This is a genomic window from Mycolicibacterium stellerae (assembly GCF_003719305.1).
GTDB classification, from domain to species: domain Bacteria; phylum Actinomycetota; class Actinomycetes; order Mycobacteriales; family Mycobacteriaceae; genus Mycobacterium; species Mycobacterium stellerae.
In genome coordinates, this window is the sequence record NZ_RARC01000005.1 from 227,184 (window position 1) to 247,446 (window position 20,263).

A 20,263-nucleotide genomic window follows, 5' to 3' on the forward strand; every position below is an offset into this window, starting at 1 on the left:
GATGGACCGCATCGCGATCATCGACGCCGAAGCGCAACGATTTTCCGACGTGCTCGCCTCATCCGATCCGGCGGCGCGCTGCCCCACCTGCCCGGACTGGACGGCCGGCGATCTGCTGTGGCACCTGACCGAGGTTCATTACTTCTGGGCCGGGGTGCTGGGGCAGCGGGTGCTGTCTGGAGCCGAACTGCCCGCCGTCGAGCAGGCCAAGCCCGAACGTCCTTCGGCGATGGCCGATCTGGTGGCGCTGCGGGCGAGCGCGACGGCCGCGCTACTGCACGAGCTCGCCCAGCGTGAAGACGCCGAGCCGTGCTGGTCGTGGTGGCCGCCCGACCAGACCGTCGGCTTCACCAGGCGGATGCAGACCTATGAGGCGACGATGCACCGCGTCGACGCCGAGTTGACGGCGGGTGCGCCGGTTGGCGCCATCGCCGACGACGTCGCGTCGGGCGCCCTCGACCACGCCGTCGATGTGATGTGGGGCTGGATGCCCGGCGGCGCCACCTACCGCGTAGACAGCGTTATCGAACTCGTCGCGAACGGCACCGAGGCACGGTGGCTCGTCGAGATCGGGTCGTGGACCGCATCCAACGGGGAGACCGCACCGCGGGCGGCACGTGCGACGGCGGGCGAGCCGACAGCCGTCGTCACCGGATCGGTGGAGGATCTTGCGCTGTGGGCGTGGACCCGTGGCGGCACCGTGGGCATCGCTGGAGACCCCGCATCCCTGGCAGCGCTCGACGCGCTGATCGCCCAGGGCATGCCGTAGCGGTCAGCTGTCGAGTTCGCCCGCGATTCCTCGCTCGATCGCGGCGCGGGTGCGCTCCGGCAGCACGATGAGACCGTCGAGTTCTCGTCGGGCAACGTCGAAGGCGCGCTCCCGTTCCTGCGGTGTCGCGGCGGTGTCCGTCGCGATGCGCAGCGCGCCGTGTGCACGGGAGAGCCGCTGCTGTTGCTCCCTGGAGAAGTCGTTGCGGCGCTTGCGGATCGCTTCGGCTTCCGCGACATCGAACGCCGTCACGTACTCCTCGACGGCGTCACGGTAATCGCGAGCGGCGCCGCTGTCGTCGAGCAGATCGCCCGGCGCGGCGGGACGCAGCAGATCGGCCCGCAGCTTGGCGCGGTGGAACCGCTGCGTGAACGGATCGCGCATATCGGTCATCAGCGGATAGTCGAGCAGCTTGCTGACGTCCATCTCGTAGTCGAGCCAGCGGGTGTCGGTGCGGTCGTGCTCGCGCACCGTCCGCTCGATCGCCTGCCGCTGCGCCGACTTGTTGGTCCGTTCCAGCGCAGGCGCCTCACCCGCCGGGACATCGTCGATGCGTTCGCGGACCTTGGACACCGCCTTGAAGCCGCCGTAGATCAAGCCGATCACCGGCACGATCACAATCAGCAGCTCCACCAGACGCACGATGAGCAAGCCCACTCCGCCAGGATGCCACCGACGGTTGCCATGGGCGGCTACGGAGGAGTCTCCGGCTGCCCGTCTGTCGACTCCCGGGCGGACAGCAGCAGTGCGACGACGACGAGTGCGATGCCGACGATTTCCAGGATCGTCGGCGTCTGTCGCAGCATCACGAGGCCGATCAGCGTCGCCGTCACCGGCAGGAGGGCCAGCAGCAACGCGAACTTGGCGCTGCCGATCTGGACGAAGACGAGTTGATCCAGCGCGTAGGGGATGGCGGTGGACAGCAGCCCGATGCAGAGGCCGAGCAGCCACGTCCGGGAGTCGGCGAAAACCGACGCGTCGATGTGCGCCTGGGGGGCGAGGATGGCGGGCGCGAGGATGACCGCAGCCAATGCCATCCCGACAGCCAGCGAATCGAGTCCGTCGCCGGTGTCGGCGACCCGCTTGCCGAGCAGGATGTAGCCGGCCCACATCGCCGCCGACACCAGCGCGAAAAGCACGCCGATCAGGTTGGCGTCGAACTCCACCCCCGCCAGCAGCAGAACACCGGCGCAGGCCAGCCCGACGGCGGCGAAGTCACGTCGTCGCCGTGAGCCGAGTGCCGCCACCGCTGTCGGGCCGAGAAACTCGATCGCGACCGCGGTGCCGAGCGGGATCCGCGAGATCGCCTCGTAGATGGCGATGTTCATCGCGATGGTCACCAGCCCGAACATCAACGCGACACCGGCTTGTCTGCGGTTCCATCGACGACGCCACGGCCGCCGCCACGCGAGCAACGCGACCGCTGCGGCGGCCGCGCGCAGCCAGGCGACCGTTGCCGGCTCGGTCGTCTCGAACAGGAAGACACCGATGGCGGCGCCGACGTACTGAGAGATGGCCCCGACCACGAAGACGATCGGGATCGACCATCCCGGCAGCAGCGATTGAGATCGGATGAGTGGCAACCATACTTCGTCGGCCTAGGGTGGATTTGTGAGCACCGACGGCGAGCGCGACGGGGTGAAACTCACCAATCTCGACGAACCGCTGAGCCCGGACGCGCGTGCCACCAAGCGTGACCTGGTGGACTACCTCGACGCCGTCGCCGACCGGATGCTGCCGGGGCTGGCCGGCCGGCCGCTCACCGTGCTTCGAATCCTGCGCGGGCAGGCGCCGTTCATGCAGAAAAACGTGCCGAAGTACACCCCGGACTGGGTGAAGACCGTCCCCATCTGGGCCGAGGCGTCGAAGCGGGAGGTGCACTACGCGTTGTGCGACGATCGCCGCACCTTGCTGTGGTTCGCCAACCAGCGCGCGGTCGAGTACCACCCCACGCTGGGGCTTGCCGACAACATCTATCGGCCCACACATATGGTTCTCGATCTCGACCCGCCCGGCGACGACGACTTCGGCGCCGTGGTGGCCGTCGCGCATCTGGTCCGTCAGGCACTGGCCGATACCGGCCTATCGGGGGCGGTGAAGACGAGCGGCGCGAAGGGAATTCACGTCTTCGTGCCCATCGATGACTCCGCGCCCGTCGACGATGTGGCCGCGGCAACCCGGGCGGTCGCGGCGAGAGCGGAGGCGCTCGACCCCACCGTGGCCACGACCGCGTTCATCGTCGACGACCGTGGCGGCAAGGTGTTCGTGGACTCCACCCGCGCAGGCGGGGCCACCGTCGCGGCCGCCTACAGTCCGCGCCTTCGACCCGGCGTGCCGGTCTCATTTCCTCTTGACTGGTCGGACTTGGATGCCGTCAACCCCGCCGACTTCACCGTGCATTCGGCGATCGATGCGCTGGGCGGGCGTGATCCCTGGGCGGAGTCAATGCCCGAACCACAAAGACTGCCAACCGGTTTGATCGAGCAGGGCCACACCATCCCCGTCGCCCGGGTGGCCGCTATGCACGAAGGCAAGCGCCGCGCCCGCGCCCGGCGTCGTGAGGGGTGACACCGGACGCCCTCGCCTGATCTCGGACGCCGCGCCGAAGTTTTGACCGTTGGTGTGCCCGCCTCGCAGCGACATATTCGCTGTAATCGAAACCCTTTCGGTGCCAGCGAAAAATTCGCTCGAAGCCGGGCATTGGGGACCGCGGCCCATCGAGAGCAACACCGGTTACCCACCGACCTCCAGCGAAACGACGGTGATGTCGGGCGGCGCACCGACCCGTACGGGCGGGCCCCAGAGGCCGGCGCCCCGGGTGACATACAGCTGGGTCCCCTCCACGGTCGATAGCCCGGCCAGCGAGGGTTGCACGGCGCGGACGATGTAGTGAAACGGCCACATCTGGCCACCGTGGGTGTGGCCGGACAGCTGGAGATCCACGCCACGCGCGGAGGCCTCGGTCACCTGAACCGGTTGATGGGCAAGCAGAATCGTCGGTCGCGACGCGTCCACCCCGGACAGAGCGCGGTCGAAGTCGGGTGGGTCTGACCGCTGCTCACCGGCGACATCGTTGACGCCGGCCAGAACGAATGCCGCTGCGCCGCGCCGGATCGCCGTGTTCTCGTTTTGCAGCGGCTGCACGCCGAGCCGCTCCAGCTCATGTAGCCACGACGCCGTGTCATCGAGGAAATACTCGTGGTTGCCGGTGACGAAGAAGGAACCTTCCCGAGACACCAAGTCCTGCAACGGTTCCGCCGCGGAGCCGAGCTCCTCGACCGTTCCGTCCACCAGGTCGCCGACGATCGCGACGAGATCCGGCTCGGTCTCGTTGATCATCGCGACGATGCGTTCGGTGTGTGCACGCCCCGCCAACGGGCCGAGATGGATGTCGGACACCAGGGCAATGCGGAAACCGTCGAAAGTCGGATCGAGCCGGCGCAGTCGCACCGGGACCCGAAGCAGGTCGGGTGGACCGAGCGCTTTGGCCATGCCGAAACCGACCAGGCCCACAGCCGCAACGCCCGTCGCGGCCGCGGTTGTCCTGGCGAGGAACACCCGCCGGTTCATCGAGGGTTCGTCCGGCTCGGTCACGTCCGGCCGGCGGCGCTTCACCCAGCGGCGCAACGCAATACGGACCGGTTCTGTCACCAGCAGCGTGAGAAACAGATAGGCGATCAGACCAAACCAGACATACCCGGACCACGCGAGCCACGCCGGCTCCCGCCAACCGAGAACTCTCGGCAAAAGCAGCGTCGCCAATAGCAGCAGCAGCAGGGCCACGAGAACACCGGTGAGCACCCATCGCGCGCGGCCCATGGTCGTGTCCTTGATCAGCCGCTTCCACACGTACAGGTGCATCAGTCCGAGGACCGTGCCCAGGATGGCGATGAACATGCGTCAGCAGGTGAGCGGCGGTAGTGCGTCCACGCGGAGAACGCCTGCGCTGGTAGGGGGCTCCTTCATCGTCGCCCCAATGCCAACCGCGATGGTGCCGCCGTCCGCGCCGCCGACCGACGGGCGAAGATAGGTGAGTGCGCCAGACCGCGTGTCGATGACGGTGGCAAAGGTGTCGAAATTATCGCCGGGGCGTCCTCGCTCGATCACCACATACGGTCCGACGACTGAAAGCGGCAGCGCCTGAAACCTTCCCGGCGGCGTATTCCCAGTGATGTGCACCAGGCCGGAGTTCGGTGACCAGTACGCGAGTCCCGGCTCACCCTGGTCCCTTCCGGTGGACCACGCGTAGGCGTTGCCGTCGGTCACGAGCGTCATCTGATCCCGGCCGGTGCCCACCGCCCCTGCGACCGCGGGCGGTAATGCGTCGGGAATCTTGAGTTCGGCCCTCGCGCCGGTGTTCTGATCCCACGCGACGTCCCAGGCCAGGCCCGCTGCAGTGGTCCGCACGTTGCGCATGTCGCCGGATGCCACATCGGTCACCGCACCGGTGTTGAGGTCGTAGGACTGAATCCTCCCGGCGTCGCCTGCGAAGGTGTCCCTCGTGATCCAGTACACCTTGCCGCCGAACAGGGTGACCGAATCGATCGTCTTCCCCCCGGACGTGCGGTCCTCGGCGGGGCTGTCCACGACGGTCCTGGTCGCGCCGCCCTGCCGGTCGACCACATCGATACGCATGATCGTGGGAATGATGCCGTTGGCGCCGCGCGGCGAGTACTCGACGCCGACGACGACCCAACGATCGTCGAGCGCCACCGCCCCGATCGAATTCCGGTTGGGCTCGGGTACCGCATAGATCTCGTTGACGGACTTGTCGGAATCAATCAGCAAGAGGTCGCGGGTGTCGCCGTTGTCGCGTGACACGGCGACCTCGCCACGCCGACCGACGGCCATCGGCACATTCGAGATGCCGCCGGTCTTGACGGCGCTCGCGTCGATTGCCTTCTGCCAGGCTGCGGGGACCTCCGTCACGCAGGATGGCCGGGTGCTCGGTTGAGGCGCGGCGACCGTCGTCGTCATATCGGTGACCGCCCGATCAGAGCCGGACCCGTCGGAACACGCAGCGGCGGCGACCGTCAGAGCCGCCATCGCGACGGCGCCGACGCCTGTGCGTACCGCAACGACGACCACATCCGGACACTAGCGCGTCGTGGCGGAAAACCTCAGCGCAAGCGGTGCCCGTCAGCCGCCCGACGGTGGCGCGGGCGCCAGCGACGCGCACGCCTGCTGCGCGTTGTCCCATGTCTGCTGATCGACCCCCGGCGGTGCGGGCATGGCGCCTCCGCCGGCTGGCGGGCCTCCCGGCGGTACAGCACCGTCGGGTGGCGGGCCGACGGGACCTCCCGGGCCGCCTCCGGGCGGAGCGGGCACTCCGTTGTCGGTCATGCATTTCATGAACGCATCGGGGTCGCCGGGGGTTTGCGCCGACGATGACGACGCCGCCGACGTCGACGGCGCCGCCGTGGTTTGGTCGCCGGTCGAGGCGCCTGATGAGCAGGCCACCACGGCCGACATCAGCGCCGCACCTGCGGCCGCGACGGCGGCCGTGCGGATTTCATAGCGGATCACGTTGTCTCCTGATGGATCGAAGGTGCCCGTTACGGTATGAGGCGTTGATGGGCGGCGACTTTCCGCCGACTATGCGCCAGCTATGACCGCGGGCAACTCCCCGCAATCCGTTTCGTTTGGTTGTTCCGCGGTAATTCCGAGCCCACGTAGCCGCGAAGGCTCCATTCGAGCGGCTACCCCGATAGAAAGGACCGAGCATGGCGCTCAACGACGACGACATCACCACAGCGGGCGGCGGAGGAGAGGGAACTGCCGACGGCGGCTCCAACCCCGAAGGCCACGACGGCGGAGCCGACGGAACCGCAGCCGAAGGCCCGGCCGACGGCGGCTCGAATCCCGAAGGCCACGACGGCGGAGCCGACGGAACCGCAGGCGAAGGCCCGGCCGATGGGGGCTCGAATCCCGAAGGACATGACGGCGGGGCCGACGGTACGGCCTGACCGCATTCCGTGCTGAGCCGCTTCATCGCAACCGACCCCCAGACATTCGCCACCGAGTACTGGGGTCGTAGACCGCTGCTCAGCCCGTCAGCCGCACTCCCCCGCGATTTCGGCGACCTGCTCTCGCCCGACACGGTCGACGAGTTGATCGCCGAGCGCGGGGTGCGTGCGCCGTTCATCCGGTTGGCCAACGAAGGCGACGTCTTGGCCAAGGACTGCTACCTCGGTCCCGCCGGATTCGGCGCGGAGATGGGTGACCAGGTGGACTCGGCCAAGGTGCTGGCCCAGTTCGCCGCCGGGGCAACGATTGTCCTGCAGGGCCTGCACCGGCTTTGGCCGCCTGTCATCGACTTCGTCCGGCAGGCAGTCGACGAACTGGGTCATCCGGTGCAGGCGAACGCCTACATCACGCCGCCCACCAGTCGCGGCTTCGACCCGCACTACGACGTCCACGACGTCTTCGTCCTGCAGGCGTCCGGGCAGAAGCGCTGGATCGTCCACGAACCCGTCCACGTCCACCCGCTGCCGTCGCAACCGTGGACGCAACACCGGGCCGCGATCGCGAACCGGGTGACCGACGACCCGGTCATAGACACCGTGCTCTCGGAGGGCGACGCGCTGTATCTGCCACGTGGCTGGATCCATTCGGCGCAGGCGCTGGAAACCACCTCGATCCATCTGACGGTCGGTGTCTCTCCGCTGACCGCTGTCGACGTGGCAAGGACGGTGATCGACGAGTTGGGGACCTCTGCCGCGTTCAGGGAGTCGCTGCCGATGGGCGCCGACCCGACCGATCGGGATGAGATCATCGCGGCGGTGAGCAAGGTGATGGCCGAAATGGTCGAGACGTTGCGCGACGACGCGTCCACGCTGAGCGCCGGCGCGGCATCGCGGTTGGTGCGGCGGCACGCTGACCGGACACGACCCGTCGCGATCCGGCCGCTGGCGTCGCTTCTCGCAGGCGAACGGGCAGATACGACGCGGGTTCGGTGGCGCCATGGACTGGTCGCCACGATCGACCATTCGGGTGGACGTGTTGTGCTGCGGTTGCCGGACAAGGTGCTGACGCTTCCGATGTCGTGTGCGGATGCCGTCGCGGCGCTACACCATGGGCGGGTGGCCGACGCCGATAGCTTGCCGGGACTCGACCACGCCGACGGGACCGTGCTGATCCGCAGGCTGCTGCGAGAAGCTGTCGTCGTGCCGGTCAACTGATGACGGCTGCGGGAAGGGTGCCGTGCAGCGACCAGTCGCTGTCGCGTGCCGATCCGATTTACGGCACCGCCTCGGCTGGCTTCTCCTGGGTTCTGCTCGAATTGCCTGGGGCTTGGGGCCATTCGGCGTTTCTCAATTCTCCGAACATCATCGATCCCCAACTCGGCCGCGCCATCGTCGGCCGTTTCGAGAAGGCGAAGATGCGGATCGCGGCGATTCGCCGTCACGGTCGGCGGTCGACCACACCGCGATGGCGTTGGTTCATTGCGCATTCCGAACCGGGTAGCGAAGCGCTGTACGGCGGCGAGGTCAGCAACCCCCGCGAATATCTTGATCTCGCTCTCGATGGAGGCGACGGGTCGCCGTCGACCGATCCCGTCGTGGCGGTCTGCGCACATGGCAAACACGATCAGTGCTGTGCCGTGCGAGGCCGCAGCGCCTGCAAGACGATCGCGGAGCAGTACCCCGAATACACTTGGGAGTGTTCACATTTGGGTGGTGATCGGTTCGCCGCGACGATGCTGGTGCTGCCGGAGGGACTGTGCTACGGGCGGGTCGACTCGACCGACTCGGCGGGGCTGGTTCGCCTGTATCTCGAGGGGCGAATCGACAACCGGTATCTCCGCGGGCGAACCTCGCTACCGCATGCCGTGCAGGCCGCCCAGTACTTCGCACGCGAGGCCTACGGCGACGACCGCATCGCGAGCCTGTCACCGCTGGCTGTCGAGCGGGGAGAGGGCATTATCCGCGTGGTGCTGCGCGGCGACCCCGGCGAGATCGAGGTTGTTCTGACCGAGGAGATGACCGAGCCGTTACTGTCGCAATGTGACGCACGAGTCGAAGGCAGCGTCCGGGTTTTCGTGCTGAACTCGATAAGAGCCGCGTAGGACCGGCCCGACAGAAAGGAAGGGATCGATTTCCCTTCCACTTTCAATCTATATCGCACTAGGGGACTTGCGGCAAGGCCCGGGTGATGGCTCACAATCGTCCCTTACCTGCGGCCGCAGGCCCAGGCACAGGCGAAGACGCGCGGCATATGGGGGCATGTGACAACTGGAGAGTATGAGAGCGAGCTGCGGTCCGAACAGGAGTACGTGACCGAGCTATACCGGCGACTCGACGCTGAACGGGCGCGAGTGAAGGGCGGCTACGCCGCGGCGTTGCGGGGTCCGATCGACAAGAAGGACGGCGGGACGCTCGTGCAACGGGATTCCGAGGTGCGCGCGCTGGCCAAGGAGATGCGGCGGCTCGGCATCGCAGACAACGGGTTGTGCTTCGGGCGACTGGACTCCCTTGCCGGCGACCGCTCATACGTCGGCCGGATCGGCATCTTCGACAAGGACAACGAATACGAACCGTTGTTGGTCGATTGGCGAGCGCCGGCGGCGCGCCCGTTCTACACGGCTACCGGTGCCCACCCGGAGAACATGCGGCGCCGCAGGCAGTTCCACACACGCGGCCGTCGGATCATCGAATTCACCGATGAGGTCCTCGGCCGACCCGACGGTGCCGAGCAGGGAGACCGCACCGACGCCGCCCTGCTCGCGGCGGTCAACGCACCGCGCGGTGACGGGATGCGCGACATCGTGGCAACCATCCAGGCCGAACAGGACGAGATCATCCGGCTCGACCACCCCGGCGTGCTGGTGATCGAAGGAGGCCCCGGCACCGGGAAGACCGTGGTGGCGCTGCACCGGGTCGCCTACCTGCTCTACACCCAACGCAAGCGGATCGAGAACCACGGCGTGCTGGTGGTCGGGCCCAATTCGGCGTTCCTCAACCACATAGGCCGCGTCCTGCCGTCGCTCGGCGAAACCGACGTGGTGTTTGTGACCACCGGGGACCTGGTGCCCGGTCTGCATGTGAGCGACGAGGACACGCCGGAGGTCGCGCGGCTCAAGGGCTCGCGCAAGATGGTCGACGTGCTCGCGGCGGCGGTCGCCGATCGGCAACGGCTGCCGGAGAATCCGATTCCGGTCAACTTGGCCGATGTCACGGTGGCTATCGACGCAGAGACAGCGCAGTGGGCGAGGGAAGAGGCGCAAGGCAGCCGGCGCCCGCACAACGAGGCTCGCGCCGTGTTCATCGACATCGTCACGTATGTGCTGACCGAACGAGCGATAGCGCGTATCGGGCGCGGCTGGCTGACGCGGGAAGATAAGAAGGCGTGGGAGCAGATGCGCAGCGACCTCACCCGGGACCTCGCGGACAACGCTTCCTTTACGGCGGCGATCGATGAGCTCTGGCCGATACTCACCCCGGAATCGCTGCTGGCCGCGCTGTACCGCTCGCCCGAGCGCCTGTCGGCGGCTGGCGCGGACGCGGCGCTGTCTCGTGCCGATGGCGACGCGTGGACGGTGTCGGATGTGCCATTGCTCGACGAACTGGTCGACCTGTTGGGCCCCGACAAGCCCGCCGACGATTCCGCGGAGCGGGAGCGCAAGGCGGAGGCCAAGTACGCCGAGGAGGTGCTCGACATGATGCTCAGCCGCGAAGACCTGATGTCCGACGAGGACCACCTGCTGGCCACCGACCTGCTCTACGCCGAGGATTTGGCGGACCGCTTCGTCGTGCGCGACACCAGGGAACTCGCCGAACGTGCGGCCGCGGACAGGGACTGGACCTACCGGCACGTCGTCGTCGACGAGGCGCAGGAATTGTCCGAAATGGATTGGCGAGTGCTGATGCGACGCTGCCCGAGCCGGTCCTTCACCGTGGTCGGCGATCTCGCCCAGCGCCGGTCGGCGGCCGGAGCGACATCGTGGGACACGGTTTTGGATCCCTACGTGCCAGACCGGTGGGTTTACCGGTCGCTATCGGTGAACTACCGCACTCCCGCAGAGATCATGTCCGTCGCCGCCGCACTGCTCGCCGAGTTCGCGCCGGACGTCCAGCCGCCGGATTCGGTCCGCGCGACCGGTGTGAGGCCGTGGTCGCGACAGGTCACCGAGGACGAATTACCCGCTGCCGTCGAAGAATTCGTCCGCGAGGAAGCCGGGCGCGAAGGCACGAGTGTCGTCATCGGCCCACCCGGTGTGCCGGGTGCGGTGCCGGCTTCAGAAACCAAGGGTCTGGAATTCGACGCGGTGCTCGTTGTGGAACCGGAACGGATCCTGGCGGCGGGACCGCGCGGCGCTGCCGAGCTGTATGTCGCCCTCACCCGCGCTACGCAGCGCCTCGGCGTCCTGCATCGCGAGCCGTTGCCGCAGGCGTTGAGCGGTCTCGCCGAGGTGGCGGGCTAGACGTCGCGACTGTCGGCCTTGAGTTCGTGGGGTGGGGTGTCGGTGTCGTCGATACCGAAGCTGATGATGCGCGTCGGGGTGATCCTGATGATGGCGGCGTCGAGGGTGTCTCCCGCGGCGCCGGTGGCGCGCGGTGCCGTCGCCTGCTGCGCGATGCCGCGAATCTCCAGGCAACGAACACGCCACGGTGTCTTCGAGGCGATGTCGTCGACGACGAACGCGACCTTCGGGTTGACGGCGATGTTTCGGTACTTCTGGCTCTTGGCCATGTTGTATCCGACGATGTCGATGGTGCCCAGTTCGGCGTTGTAAGTGAACCCGACCGGGCTGGCTTGCGGGGTCCCGTTCCGTTGGACGGTGGCCAATCTGCCTAGGTCAGCGTTGTTCAGGTAATCGATTTCGTGCGGCTTGAAAGTCATGAATCCACGCTAGGACCTCAACAATCGTTGAGGTCAAGCTCGCAACGGCTTCAGCGTGCGTGGATGTGCAGCACCTGGGCGGGCTTGCGTTCTTCCCCGGACTCCGGCAGCTCACCCTGGTAGGACGGGTGTCTGCGCATCGCGGCCACGAGCGCGTCCGACCGGGTTCGCGATGCGCGCCACCCGGGATGCGTTTCGAGGAAGACGACGTTGGCGGCTGCGGCCGTCGCGCTCATCGTCACCACCACCTTGTGCGAATATGGCGTCGTTCTCGGATATTCACGTCGATCGTGCCCGGCGAACCTGAGCGAGACCGTCAGCGCCACCCGTGAAGTAGCTAAGAAGTGCCCTCTATACAGATTTGTAAACCTGCTGCGCTTTGCGCCTATTCCTATTTCCAGGCGAAAACCGGCTGCTCCAGATCGTCGACCCGGTCGTTGCGCCCCTCCAGTCCCAGCCATCGCAGTTGCAACAGCACGGCACCTGTCGGCGCATGAATGAGGTCGTTTCCCAGCGGAATCTGCACGACCGGCCGCGGGCTTTCCGGGATGGTGATGAAGCGCGGGGAGTCGTGGCGCTGGAGTTGATGCAACCCGACGCGGTAGACCGCAACCACTTCGTCGGGCGCCGGGCTCGGATCGAGTCGCCCGCCGCCCCAGATCACCACCGGGGTGATGACGTAGCCAGACCGTGTCGGATAGTCGTCGAGTAGCCCAAGCACGTCGGCTTCTGTCAGCCTGACACCGACTTCTTCGTCCAGTTCCCGCAGCGCGGCGTCGACGACCGTTTCGCCCTGGTCGAGGCGGCCACCGGGGAGCGCCCACTGGGCGGCATGCGACGACAGGCGAGTTGCTCTGCGGCACAACAGGAAAGCGGCACCGCCTGCCACGTCGACCATCCGGCCGTCGAGTCCTTCGAGCACGATCTCGCGCCCGTCGTTCCAGTCGTCGACATTGACCGGATCGACCCTGTCGTCTCCGGCGTCGGAGTCGACGAGCACCACAGCGACGGCCGCGTGCCGCTTCGTCTGGTCGGCAACCGCGCGACGGTCGTGGGCCGCCAGGTTCAGCCGAATCCGGTCGCGCAGCGCGTCGTCATACGTGATCGTCACCGCTCGACCATAGGACGAGGCTCGTCGGATCAATCGCCGCGGGTGAACGCGGCTTCGAAGAACTCCAGCTCCAGACGCATCGCCCGCCGGTACGCGGTGCGGGCAGCGGCGGTGTCGTCGGCCTGGTCGTCGAGGAGCCGTTCCAGGGCCGCCGCCGTCGCTTCGAACTCCGGATCGGCGTAGGTAGCCACCCACTGCGCGTAGGGCCCCGCAATGTCCGCATCGAGAGACGACCCGACCCAGGCATACAACCGCATGCACGGTGTCATCGCCGCGTAGATCACGCCCAGATCCTGGGTACAGGCTGTCGCCAGCAGAAATTCGGTGTAGGCCAACGTCGCAGGCAACGGCTCCACTCGGGCCATGTCGATACCCCAGGAGCTTGCGTAGGAGGCGTGCAGTCCGAGCTCCTGCCGAACACCGGCGAGGAGGTCGGCCAAGGTGAGCAATGTTGCGGTGTCCTTGCTGCGCGCGAGAGCCAAAGCGTATGCGCGAGCGAAGGATTCGAGGAAGAAGGCGTCTTGCGCGAGGTAGCCCGCGAAAAGTTCCCTCGGCAACGAGCCGTCGCCGATGCCGCGGACGAATGGGTGCGCGAGTACGTCGGCGGCCACGTCGGCGCTATCCGACCACAACTGCGCAGACAGCGTCATATCAAACCGGTCAGCGCTTCAACCAGCTCCGCACGGTATCGAGATCCCTGGTCAGGGACATCAAGATGCCGTCCCGATACAACACGCCACCGCTGATGGCGTGGCTGCCCTGCCAGACGATGTGGACGCGCTCCGGCCTGCGCAGGTAGTAATCGCTACGGTCGGCGTCCCTGTGCTGCCAACCGGCTTGTGCCGCGAGGTCAGACACCTCTTCGCGCTCGACGATTGCCGTCATGGGACGTACCTCCTGTGTCGCACGGGTACGTTATCAGCCGCTGCCGCCCTGGAGTCTGTGGCGCAGGGTCGCCGCCTGCAGCGTGAGGTGGTTGCGCTCCGCGAGGTTCTGCGCCTGCGCGGCGGCAGCGACATACAGCTCCGCAGCGGTGGTGAGGTCACCTGCCCGCTCGTGAAGGTAAGCCGCCGATGCCGTGTACCGCGGCAGCGTGGGGTCGAGCTCGGCGAGCGCCGCCAACCCGGCCTGCGGTCCGTCTGCCTCGCCTACGGCGACGGCGCGGTTGAGCCGTACGACCGGGCTGTCGGTGAGCAAGACGAGCTCGTCGTACCACTCCACGATCTGCGGCCAGTCGGTCTCGTCGGCCGTCTGCGCGTCGCCGTGCAGGGCGGCGATCGCGGCCTGCGCCTGATACTCGCCCAGCCGGTCGCGGGCCAGGGCGGCCTGCAGCACGGCCACCCCCTCGGCGATCATGTCGCGGCGCCACAGGCTGCGGTCCTGATCGGCGAGCGGCACGAGGCTGCCGTCGGCGCGGGTGCGGGCCGGCCGTCTGGCGTGGTGGAGCAGGAAGAGGGCAAGAAGGCCCGCGACCTCCTCGTCGTCGGCGGACGCGGCCAGCTGCCGGGCCAGCCGGATCGCCTCCGCGGCGAGGTCGACGTCGCCGCTGTAGCCCTCGTTGAACACCAGGTACAGCACCTTCAGCACGGTGCGCAGGTCGCCGGGCTCGTCCAGCCGGACATCGCCGACGGTGCGCTTGGCCCGGCTGATCCGCTGCGCCATCGTCGCCTCGGGCACGAGGTAGGCCTGCGCGATCTGGCGGGTGGTGAGGCCCCCGACGGCCGGCAGCGTCAGGGCGACGGCCGACGGGGCGGTCAAGCTCGGGTGCGCGCAGAGAAAGTAGAGATGCAGCGTGTCATCGACAGCCGCGGCCGGTCCCGGCGGCGGCTCGTCGGACACCAGGCTCTCGCGGCGGCGCCGCGCGGTGTCGGATCGTGTCAGATCGATGAGGCGTCGCCACGCTGTGGTGATCAGCCAGCCTCTGGGGTCGTCGGGCCGCTGGTGAGGCCACGACTCGACGGCCCGCACCAGCGCCTCCTGCACGGCGTCCTCGGCGGTCGCGAAGTCCGCCCCGCGGTGGACGAGGGCCGCCAACACCGCGGGGATCAGATCCCGCAGCTGCGCCTCGTCGACCGCGTCGACGGCCATCACTCAGTGATGCTCGTCGGAGCGCCCATGAACGGCCGCACTTCGAGCCACTCGTGGATCGGCCTGCCTCCCGCACCCGGCGCCGCCGACAATTCACCTGCCAGCTCCACGGCGCGCGCATACGACGCGACGTCAACGATCATGAAGCCCGCAATCAGATCCTTGGTCTCGGCGAACGGCCCGTCGGTCACCGGCGGCTTGCCCTGTCCGCCGTAGCGGACCCAGGCACCCTCGGAGGCCAGGGCCTGGCTGTCGACGTACTCGCCGCTATCTCGAAGCCGGTCCGCGAAGTCCTCCATGTACTGGATGTGCGCGTCGATCTCGTCGGGCGTCCACTGGTCCATCGGCACGTCGTTGACCGCCGCCGGTGCGCCCCGGTAGTGCTTCAGGAACAGGTACTTGGCCATGAGGTTCTCCCTTCAGGTTCGCGACCCTAGTTGGTCACTCATCCGTAGGACGGAGCCGTCACGCCGTTTTCGACATCGCGGGACTGTGGGCCCGCGGCCCACTACTCCTTACGCTCTTCCTCAGCCTCTTCCTCGGCCTCGGTAGGCAATGCCTGGGCTCCCGGGGTGGCGGGCGTCAGCACATCGTCGATGGGAACATCTGCACCAGTTGGCTCCGTCATCTCATCTCCGTTCCGTCGCCGACGCGGATATCCGGCGCCGGCACAGTCAACGCCCTGTGCCCGCTGAGAGGCGACGTGAAACATGCACGCGACGATCAACCGCCGTGTGTTGAAACCCTCGCGCTCGTCGTGGTGATGAAGTCGTCGATGAGGTCGACGACCTGGGTGGGGGCTTCGACATGGGCGAAATGACCCACGCCCGGTAGCACCTCGACGCGGCAGTCCGGCCGCGCCTCCATCGCGGCATACGCGTGATCGACCGGGATGATGGTGTCGTCTTCGCCCCAAATGGCCAGCGTCGGCAGATCGGCCTTGAGCTGCAGCCGGTTCAGTGCGCTGACCGATTGTCCGCGGTAGTCGACGACCGAGCGCAGCGTCCGTAGGAACGATTCACGCGTGGCAGCATCGGAGAACGACGAATACGAGCTCCATATCTCCGCGCCGCGCGGCGAGCGCAAACCCATCGACGACAGCCACGACTTGACCGAATCACCAGCCCGCAGAACAAGTTTCGGCGCAATCAAGGGCATCACCAGCTCGGCCCCCGGCGCGGAGAGCAACCGAAGGATCCAGCCGACATCCTGACCCAACCCGCCGCTGCTGATGAGGATGAGCCGTCGACAGTAGTCGGGGTGCTGGTAGAGGAACTGCATCGCGATTCCGCCGCCGAGCGAATGGCCGACAACGGTCGCGGAGTCCACCCCGAGTTCATCGAGCAGGTCGCGCAGCCCGACCGCGAATGCACCCAGCGAATAATCGGTTCTCGGCTTCGCCGATTGTCCGTGCCCCAGCAGGTCGGGCGCGATCACCCGGTAATTCTTGGCGAGTCGAGGCAGGATCTCCCGCCACGTCTGAGAGCTGCCCGCCATGCCGTGCACAAGCAGGATCGCTTCGCCGCGGCCTTCGTCGTAATAGGCCAGCCGCTCGCCGTGGATCTCCATCGATTTGTGTTCGATCACGAAAGCCCTCCGTTCCCCGAGGACCACTCTACCGGCGGGTAACTTCGCTGGCAGGTGTGCAACGCAGGGTGAGCAAGGTGATCTCGCTGGGCGCGAACACCCGGAAGGGCGGGCCCCAGAATCCTGTACCGCGGCTCGTGTACAGCTGTGTCCGATCGCCGTGCCGGCTCAGGCCTTGGACCACCGGTTGTTCCAGCCGGACCAGGAAGTTGAACGGCCAGATCTGGCCGCCGTGGGTGTGGCCCGAGACTTGAAGGTCGATTCCCGCGCGCTCGGCATGGGCGACCTGCTTGGGTTGATGCGCGAGTAAAAGGACCGGCAGTGTGCGGTCGGCTCCTGCGAGGGCGGCCTCCAGGTTGGCGCCGTGCCCGCTCAGACCCGATCCCTTCGCAGTTGCGTCGTCCACTCCGGCGACTATGAGCTGGTCACCGCCGTTCTCCACGATCAAGTGCCGGTTGTGCAAGGCGGTCCAGCCGATGCTCTCCATGTAATCCAGCCAGCCCTGGGCTTCGCTGAAGTACTCGTGGTTGCCGGTGACGTATACGCGCGCGGCCGTTGCGTTCACCGCAGCAAGCGGGCTGGTTTGCGCCTCCCGCACGGCGACCGTCCCGTCGGCGATGTCGCCGACATGGCATACGACATCGGCGTCGAGTGTGTTCACCCGCGCCGCCACGGCGGCCGACCACCGTGTCCGGTCGATCGGGCCGTAGTGCGTGTCGGTGATGACCACCACGCGCAGACCGTCCAGCCCGCGCCCGAGTCGGTCGATGGCGACGTCGAGGGTCCTGACCCGCGGAACGCGCATCGCCTCGGCGTAACCCCACACCAGCAGCACCACCACCACGGCCGTCACCGCTGCCGCGACCACCCGTGAGCGCGCTGGGTCCGGTACGCCCGCGATGAGCAACACGACCCGCAACATTTGGCCGAGCACCGACCACACGAACAGCACCCATGCGGCGCCGAGCATCCCATCGCCCGCGGCCGCGGCCCGGTCGAGATGTCGACGGCCGTGACCCAGCATCATCAACCACGGCATGGCGACGAAGGCCGCCGCGAAGAGGAACGTGCCAATGACGTAAACGGGCATTGGCCAGTCCGCGCCCGCCGCCAGCAGCGTCCACCACGGCACACCGAACAGCAGCAGCGTGACGGCGAGCACGAAGGCCAGCCGCCGCCAGTGCCGCCGGGACGGTTCCGGCGAGTCGGCGGATTCGAGTACGTCTGCCGGGGTTTCTGTCATCGGCCCTCGATCAATCTGCTTGGTTTCATCGACGACGTTACCGACGTCTTGAGCAGTCGATCGGTCGCACCAATCGCGCCGTCTTCTGTCGTGGACGATTGGCGCTCTTTGCGTTGTGGCATCTATGTTTTTGGCGTGATCTCCTCAGCTGTTGGCGCTGTCGCGCGATGGATCTCCCCCGTCCTGGCGGTCGCGGCCGTCGCAGGCATCGGTTGTTCTGTCATCACGGTCGACGACGGACCCGCCCCGGCAGTGCGCCTGGCAAGTGACGGGAACCCGCTGGCCGGATTGCCTTTGTACGTCAACCCATCGTCGAAGGCGCGGGCCGCGGCGGACGGGGTCGATCCACGCAGTCCCGAGTTGGACGCCATCGCCAACACGCCGACGGCGTACTGGATGGACAATCTGTCCACTCCCGCCGTGGACGCGAAGTACATCGCCGACGCCCAGGCTGCAGGCACCATGCCGGTGCTGGCGCTCTACGGCATCCCGCATCGCGACTGCGGGAGCTTCGCCGCAGGCGGGTTCGGGTCGGCCGCGTCCTACAAGGGGTGGATCGACGGCGTCGCAGCGGCCATCGGCGGCGGACCCGCGACGGTCATCCTCGAACCGGATGCACTCGCGATGGCCGACTGTCTGTCGGGAGACCAGCGCCAGGAACGCTTCGATTTGATGCGCTACGCCGTCGACACGCTGACCGCCAACCCGGCCACGGCCGTGTACATCGACGCGGGGCACTCGCGCTGGGTGGGCGCCGAAGACATGGCGGGCAGGCTCAACGATGTCGGTGTTGGCAAGGCACGGGGCTTCAGCCTCAACACCGCGAACTTCTTCACCACCGAAGAGTCCATGGGGTACGGCGACGCGATTTCGGGAATGACCGGCGGTAAGCCGTACGTGATCGACACGTCGCGCAACGGCGCGGGCCCGGCTGACGGCGAGCTGTACTGGTGCAACCCCAGTGGACGGGCGCTGGGAGCCGCGCCGACGACGGACACCGGCAACGGCAACGTCGACGCCTTCCTGTGGGTCAAACGTCCAGGCGAGTCCGACGGCTCGTGCAACGGCGGCCCCGGCGCGGGCCGCTTCGTGAACTCCTTCGCCATCGAACTGGCGCGCAACGCCGGCCGGTAGGAATACGACCCGGCATCTCGACGTTGCGGCCAAGCATGACTGAGCATGCCGAACTGAGCCCGACCGACTGGGTGCGCGAGCAAACCGAACGAATTCTGGAGCAGGGCACCACCGACGGTGTCGAGATATTGGACCGACCCGTCGTCCTGTTCACCACCACGGGTGCAAAGTCCGGCAAGAAGCGCTATGTGCCGCTGATGCGCGTTGAGGAGAACGGCCGCTACGCCATGGTCGCCTCCAAGGGCGGCGACCCGCAGCACCCCTCCTGGTATCACAACGTCCTAGCCCATCCGCGGGTGACCGTGCAGGATGGCGACAAGGTCACCGAACTGACCGCGCGCGAAGTGGACGGCGCCGAGCGTGCGCATTGGTGGGAGCTGGCGGTGCAGGCCTACCCGCCCTACGCCGACTACCAGACCAAGACCGACCGCCTGATTCCGGTTTTCGTTCTGGAGTAGTCAGACTGGACATCATGACGGCATCCACCCGCAAGACATCTGCCCAGGCCCTCTCGACGACGGCCGGAATTGTCACCGCGATCGCCGGTAGCGCCCTGCTGTACGCCCCAACCCGCCTGGGTCCGCTCATCGGTCTGACGTCGAAACGCGATGCTCAACTTGTGGGAGTTCTCGACCTTGCGCTGTCGCCGGGTTTGATGTTCGGCCGTCCGCAGTGGCCCTGGCTGGCAGCACGCGCGGTGAGCAACGTAGCGACAGGGGCGTTCACTCTGCGACGCGCCAAGGATGGCGCGTCGCGTCGAAACGCGCGCGTCTTCAGCACGCTCCTGGCAGCCGCCACAGTCACCGACCTGCGGGCCGTTCGCGCACTGGCCCGCACAACCGCGTGAGCACAATGCGCACAAGTGGGCGCTTCGCAGCTTAACCGGGTCGTGCGCACAAGCAACGACACCAGTCCCCGGCCTCCGTAATTTCGACGCCACACCACCCATCGGTGGACAACGAAGTACGGAGAGTACGATGCCAATATCATTGCTGCGCAGTAGTTTTCGCGGCGCCAGGTCGAACGCCGGCGCCAAATGACAGACCAAGCCCTTCGCGAGTGGAGCACTACCGCTGCCCGGCGAATCATCGGCGTTCTGCTTCTGGTCAGCCCCCTCGAACAGGTCGCCTTCGACATCTACACCCCGGCACTGCCCAAGATCGCCGAACAGTTCGCGGCGTCCAACACCCTGGTGCAGAACACCGTGACCGCCTACGTGCTCGGCATGGCTCTTGTGGTGGTACCCGCAGGCGCCGCGCTGGCGTTGATCAGCATCGGTGTCCTCGACCCTCTGACCAAGGGTTGGCGATGGGTGTGTTTTCCCGCAACGCTCGCGACGGGGTTGATGGCCTGGCTGCCCGAACGGTCACAGGCGCCCCTTGGTTGGTTCTACGTCGCGGCGGCGGCTGGCCTGGTCGCGGTGCTGACGGTCGCGGCGAAGCACACCTCGCGGGTCGACGCGACGGCATGACCGACCGCGGATAACCGC

24 protein-coding genes are annotated in these 20,263 nt (G+C 67.3%); 10 read left to right on the top strand and 14 right to left on the bottom strand.

Going from position 1 to position 20,263, the window contains the following annotated elements:
- The first annotated feature begins 1 nt into the window (after position 1).
- Entirely contained in the window at positions 2 to 769 is a 768-nt protein-coding gene (locus D6M19_RS09740) for a maleylpyruvate isomerase family mycothiol-dependent enzyme (RefSeq protein ID WP_123024980.1), read from the top strand.
- Between the two features lie 3 nt (positions 770 to 772).
- Here the strand turns inward: D6M19_RS09740 and D6M19_RS09745 are convergent, their stop codons facing one another.
- Complete coding sequence (locus tag D6M19_RS09745; protein WP_123024981.1) at positions 773 to 1,426, bottom strand: hypothetical protein; 654 nt, start codon at positions 1,424 to 1,426, stop codon at positions 773 to 775.
- Positions 1,427 to 1,461: 35 nt separating this feature from the next.
- Positions 1,462 to 2,352 carry an EamA family transporter gene (locus D6M19_RS09750; RefSeq protein WP_234834791.1) on the bottom strand — a complete coding sequence of 297 codons (891 nt, stop codon included), beginning with the start codon at positions 2,350 to 2,352 and terminating at the stop codon, positions 1,462 to 1,464.
- A 28-nt stretch (positions 2,353 to 2,380) separates the two neighbouring features.
- Between D6M19_RS09750 and D6M19_RS09755 the strand changes: the two genes are divergently transcribed.
- Positions 2,381 to 3,337, top strand: a complete 957-nt coding sequence (locus D6M19_RS09755) for a DNA polymerase domain-containing protein (protein WP_123024982.1) — start codon at positions 2,381 to 2,383, stop codon at positions 3,335 to 3,337.
- Positions 3,338 to 3,502: 165 nt separating this feature from the next.
- Here D6M19_RS09755 and D6M19_RS09760 read toward each other — a convergent pair whose 3' ends face one another.
- From D6M19_RS09760 to D6M19_RS09770, 3 genes are read right to left on the bottom strand one after another with little or no spacing between them, the layout of a single operon-like run.
- On the bottom strand, positions 3,503 to 4,666 hold the full coding sequence (locus D6M19_RS09760) for a metallophosphoesterase (protein ID WP_123024983.1): 1,164 nt from the start codon (positions 4,664 to 4,666) through the stop codon (positions 3,503 to 3,505).
- Between the two features lie 3 nt (positions 4,667 to 4,669).
- Complete coding sequence (locus D6M19_RS09765) at positions 4,670 to 5,857, bottom strand: hypothetical protein (protein WP_123024984.1); 1,188 nt, start codon at positions 5,855 to 5,857, stop codon at positions 4,670 to 4,672.
- Positions 5,858 to 5,908: 51 nt separating this feature from the next.
- Complete coding sequence (locus D6M19_RS09770; protein ID WP_327389785.1) at positions 5,909 to 6,295, bottom strand: hypothetical protein; 387 nt, start codon at positions 6,293 to 6,295, stop codon at positions 5,909 to 5,911.
- Between the two features lie 197 nt (positions 6,296 to 6,492).
- On the opposite strand from D6M19_RS09770, the gene D6M19_RS09775 reads away from it, so the two are divergent.
- The 4 genes from D6M19_RS09775 to helR all read left to right on the top strand — a co-directional run bounded on the left by D6M19_RS09775 (position 6,493) and on the right by helR (position 11,192).
- On the top strand, positions 6,493 to 6,735 hold the full coding sequence (locus tag D6M19_RS09775; protein ID WP_123024985.1) for a BatC protein: 243 nt from the start codon (positions 6,493 to 6,495) through the stop codon (positions 6,733 to 6,735).
- A gap of 9 nt (positions 6,736 to 6,744) precedes the next feature.
- Positions 6,745 to 7,950 (top strand): cupin domain-containing protein, encoded by a 1,206-nt coding sequence (locus D6M19_RS09780; RefSeq protein ID WP_123024986.1) that lies wholly within the window; start codon positions 6,745 to 6,747, stop codon positions 7,948 to 7,950.
- On the top strand, positions 7,950 to 8,837 hold the full coding sequence (locus tag D6M19_RS09785) for a ferredoxin family protein (protein WP_123024987.1): 888 nt from the start codon (positions 7,950 to 7,952) through the stop codon (positions 8,835 to 8,837). Before D6M19_RS09780 ends, D6M19_RS09785 begins: the two co-directional genes overlap by 1 nt.
- Before the next feature lie 159 nt (positions 8,838 to 8,996).
- On the top strand, positions 8,997 to 11,192 hold the full coding sequence (gene helR, locus D6M19_RS09790; protein WP_206428491.1) for an RNA polymerase recycling motor ATPase HelR: 2,196 nt from the start codon (positions 8,997 to 8,999) through the stop codon (positions 11,190 to 11,192).
- Here helR and D6M19_RS09795 read toward each other — a convergent pair.
- The 9 genes from D6M19_RS09795 to D6M19_RS09835 form a co-directional block, all read right to left on the bottom strand.
- Positions 11,189 to 11,611 (bottom strand): PPOX class F420-dependent oxidoreductase, encoded by a 423-nt coding sequence (locus tag D6M19_RS09795; protein WP_123024988.1) that lies wholly within the window; start codon positions 11,609 to 11,611, stop codon positions 11,189 to 11,191. The two genes, helR and D6M19_RS09795, sit on opposite strands and share 4 nt — an antisense overlap.
- 50 nt (positions 11,612 to 11,661) lie before the next feature.
- Positions 11,662 to 11,847 carry a hypothetical protein gene (locus D6M19_RS09800; RefSeq protein WP_164478412.1) on the bottom strand — a complete coding sequence of 62 codons (186 nt, stop codon included), beginning with the start codon at positions 11,845 to 11,847 and terminating at the stop codon, positions 11,662 to 11,664.
- Positions 11,848 to 12,002: 155 nt separating this feature from the next.
- Positions 12,003 to 12,722, bottom strand: coding sequence for an NUDIX hydrolase (locus D6M19_RS09805; protein WP_123024990.1), 720 nt, complete (start codon positions 12,720 to 12,722; stop codon positions 12,003 to 12,005).
- Between the two features lie 29 nt (positions 12,723 to 12,751).
- Positions 12,752 to 13,372 carry a thiaminase II/PqqC family protein gene (locus D6M19_RS09810; RefSeq protein ID WP_123024991.1) on the bottom strand — a complete coding sequence of 207 codons (621 nt, stop codon included), beginning with the start codon at positions 13,370 to 13,372 and terminating at the stop codon, positions 12,752 to 12,754.
- 10 nt (positions 13,373 to 13,382) lie between these two features.
- Positions 13,383 to 13,607: a hypothetical protein gene (locus D6M19_RS09815; RefSeq protein WP_123024992.1), complete on the bottom strand. Its 225-nt coding sequence runs from the start codon at positions 13,605 to 13,607 to the stop codon at positions 13,383 to 13,385.
- A 33-nt stretch (positions 13,608 to 13,640) separates the two neighbouring features.
- Positions 13,641 to 14,810 (bottom strand): RNA polymerase sigma factor, encoded by a 1,170-nt coding sequence (locus D6M19_RS09820; protein WP_123024993.1) that lies wholly within the window; start codon positions 14,808 to 14,810, stop codon positions 13,641 to 13,643.
- Positions 14,810 to 15,217, bottom strand: a complete 408-nt coding sequence (locus D6M19_RS09825; RefSeq protein ID WP_123024994.1) for a YciI family protein — start codon at positions 15,215 to 15,217, stop codon at positions 14,810 to 14,812. Before D6M19_RS09825 ends, D6M19_RS09820 begins: the two co-directional genes overlap by 1 nt.
- A 316-nt stretch (positions 15,218 to 15,533) precedes the next feature.
- Positions 15,534 to 16,379: an alpha/beta fold hydrolase gene (locus D6M19_RS09830; protein WP_407665318.1), complete on the bottom strand. Its 846-nt coding sequence runs from the start codon at positions 16,377 to 16,379 to the stop codon at positions 15,534 to 15,536.
- A 46-nt stretch (positions 16,380 to 16,425) separates the two neighbouring features.
- Entirely contained in the window at positions 16,426 to 17,640 is a 1,215-nt protein-coding gene (locus tag D6M19_RS09835) for a metallophosphoesterase (RefSeq protein ID WP_123024995.1), read from the bottom strand.
- Positions 17,641 to 17,778: 138 nt separating this feature from the next.
- On the opposite strand from D6M19_RS09835, the gene D6M19_RS09840 reads away from it, so the two are divergent.
- From D6M19_RS09840 to D6M19_RS09855, 4 genes are all read left to right on the top strand, one after another.
- On the top strand, positions 17,779 to 18,774 hold the full coding sequence (locus D6M19_RS09840) for a glycoside hydrolase family 6 protein (protein WP_164478419.1): 996 nt from the start codon (positions 17,779 to 17,781) through the stop codon (positions 18,772 to 18,774).
- Positions 18,775 to 18,809: 35 nt separating this feature from the next.
- Complete coding sequence (locus D6M19_RS09845) at positions 18,810 to 19,232, top strand: nitroreductase family deazaflavin-dependent oxidoreductase (RefSeq protein ID WP_123024997.1); 423 nt, start codon at positions 18,810 to 18,812, stop codon at positions 19,230 to 19,232.
- Between the two features lie 14 nt (positions 19,233 to 19,246).
- Positions 19,247 to 19,621 carry a hypothetical protein gene (locus D6M19_RS09850; RefSeq protein ID WP_123024998.1) on the top strand — a complete coding sequence of 125 codons (375 nt, stop codon included), beginning with the start codon at positions 19,247 to 19,249 and terminating at the stop codon, positions 19,619 to 19,621.
- Between the two features lie 189 nt (positions 19,622 to 19,810).
- On the top strand, positions 19,811 to 20,245 hold the full coding sequence (locus D6M19_RS09855; RefSeq protein WP_123024999.1) for a hypothetical protein: 435 nt from the start codon (positions 19,811 to 19,813) through the stop codon (positions 20,243 to 20,245).
- Positions 20,246 to 20,263 lie beyond the last annotated feature (18 nt).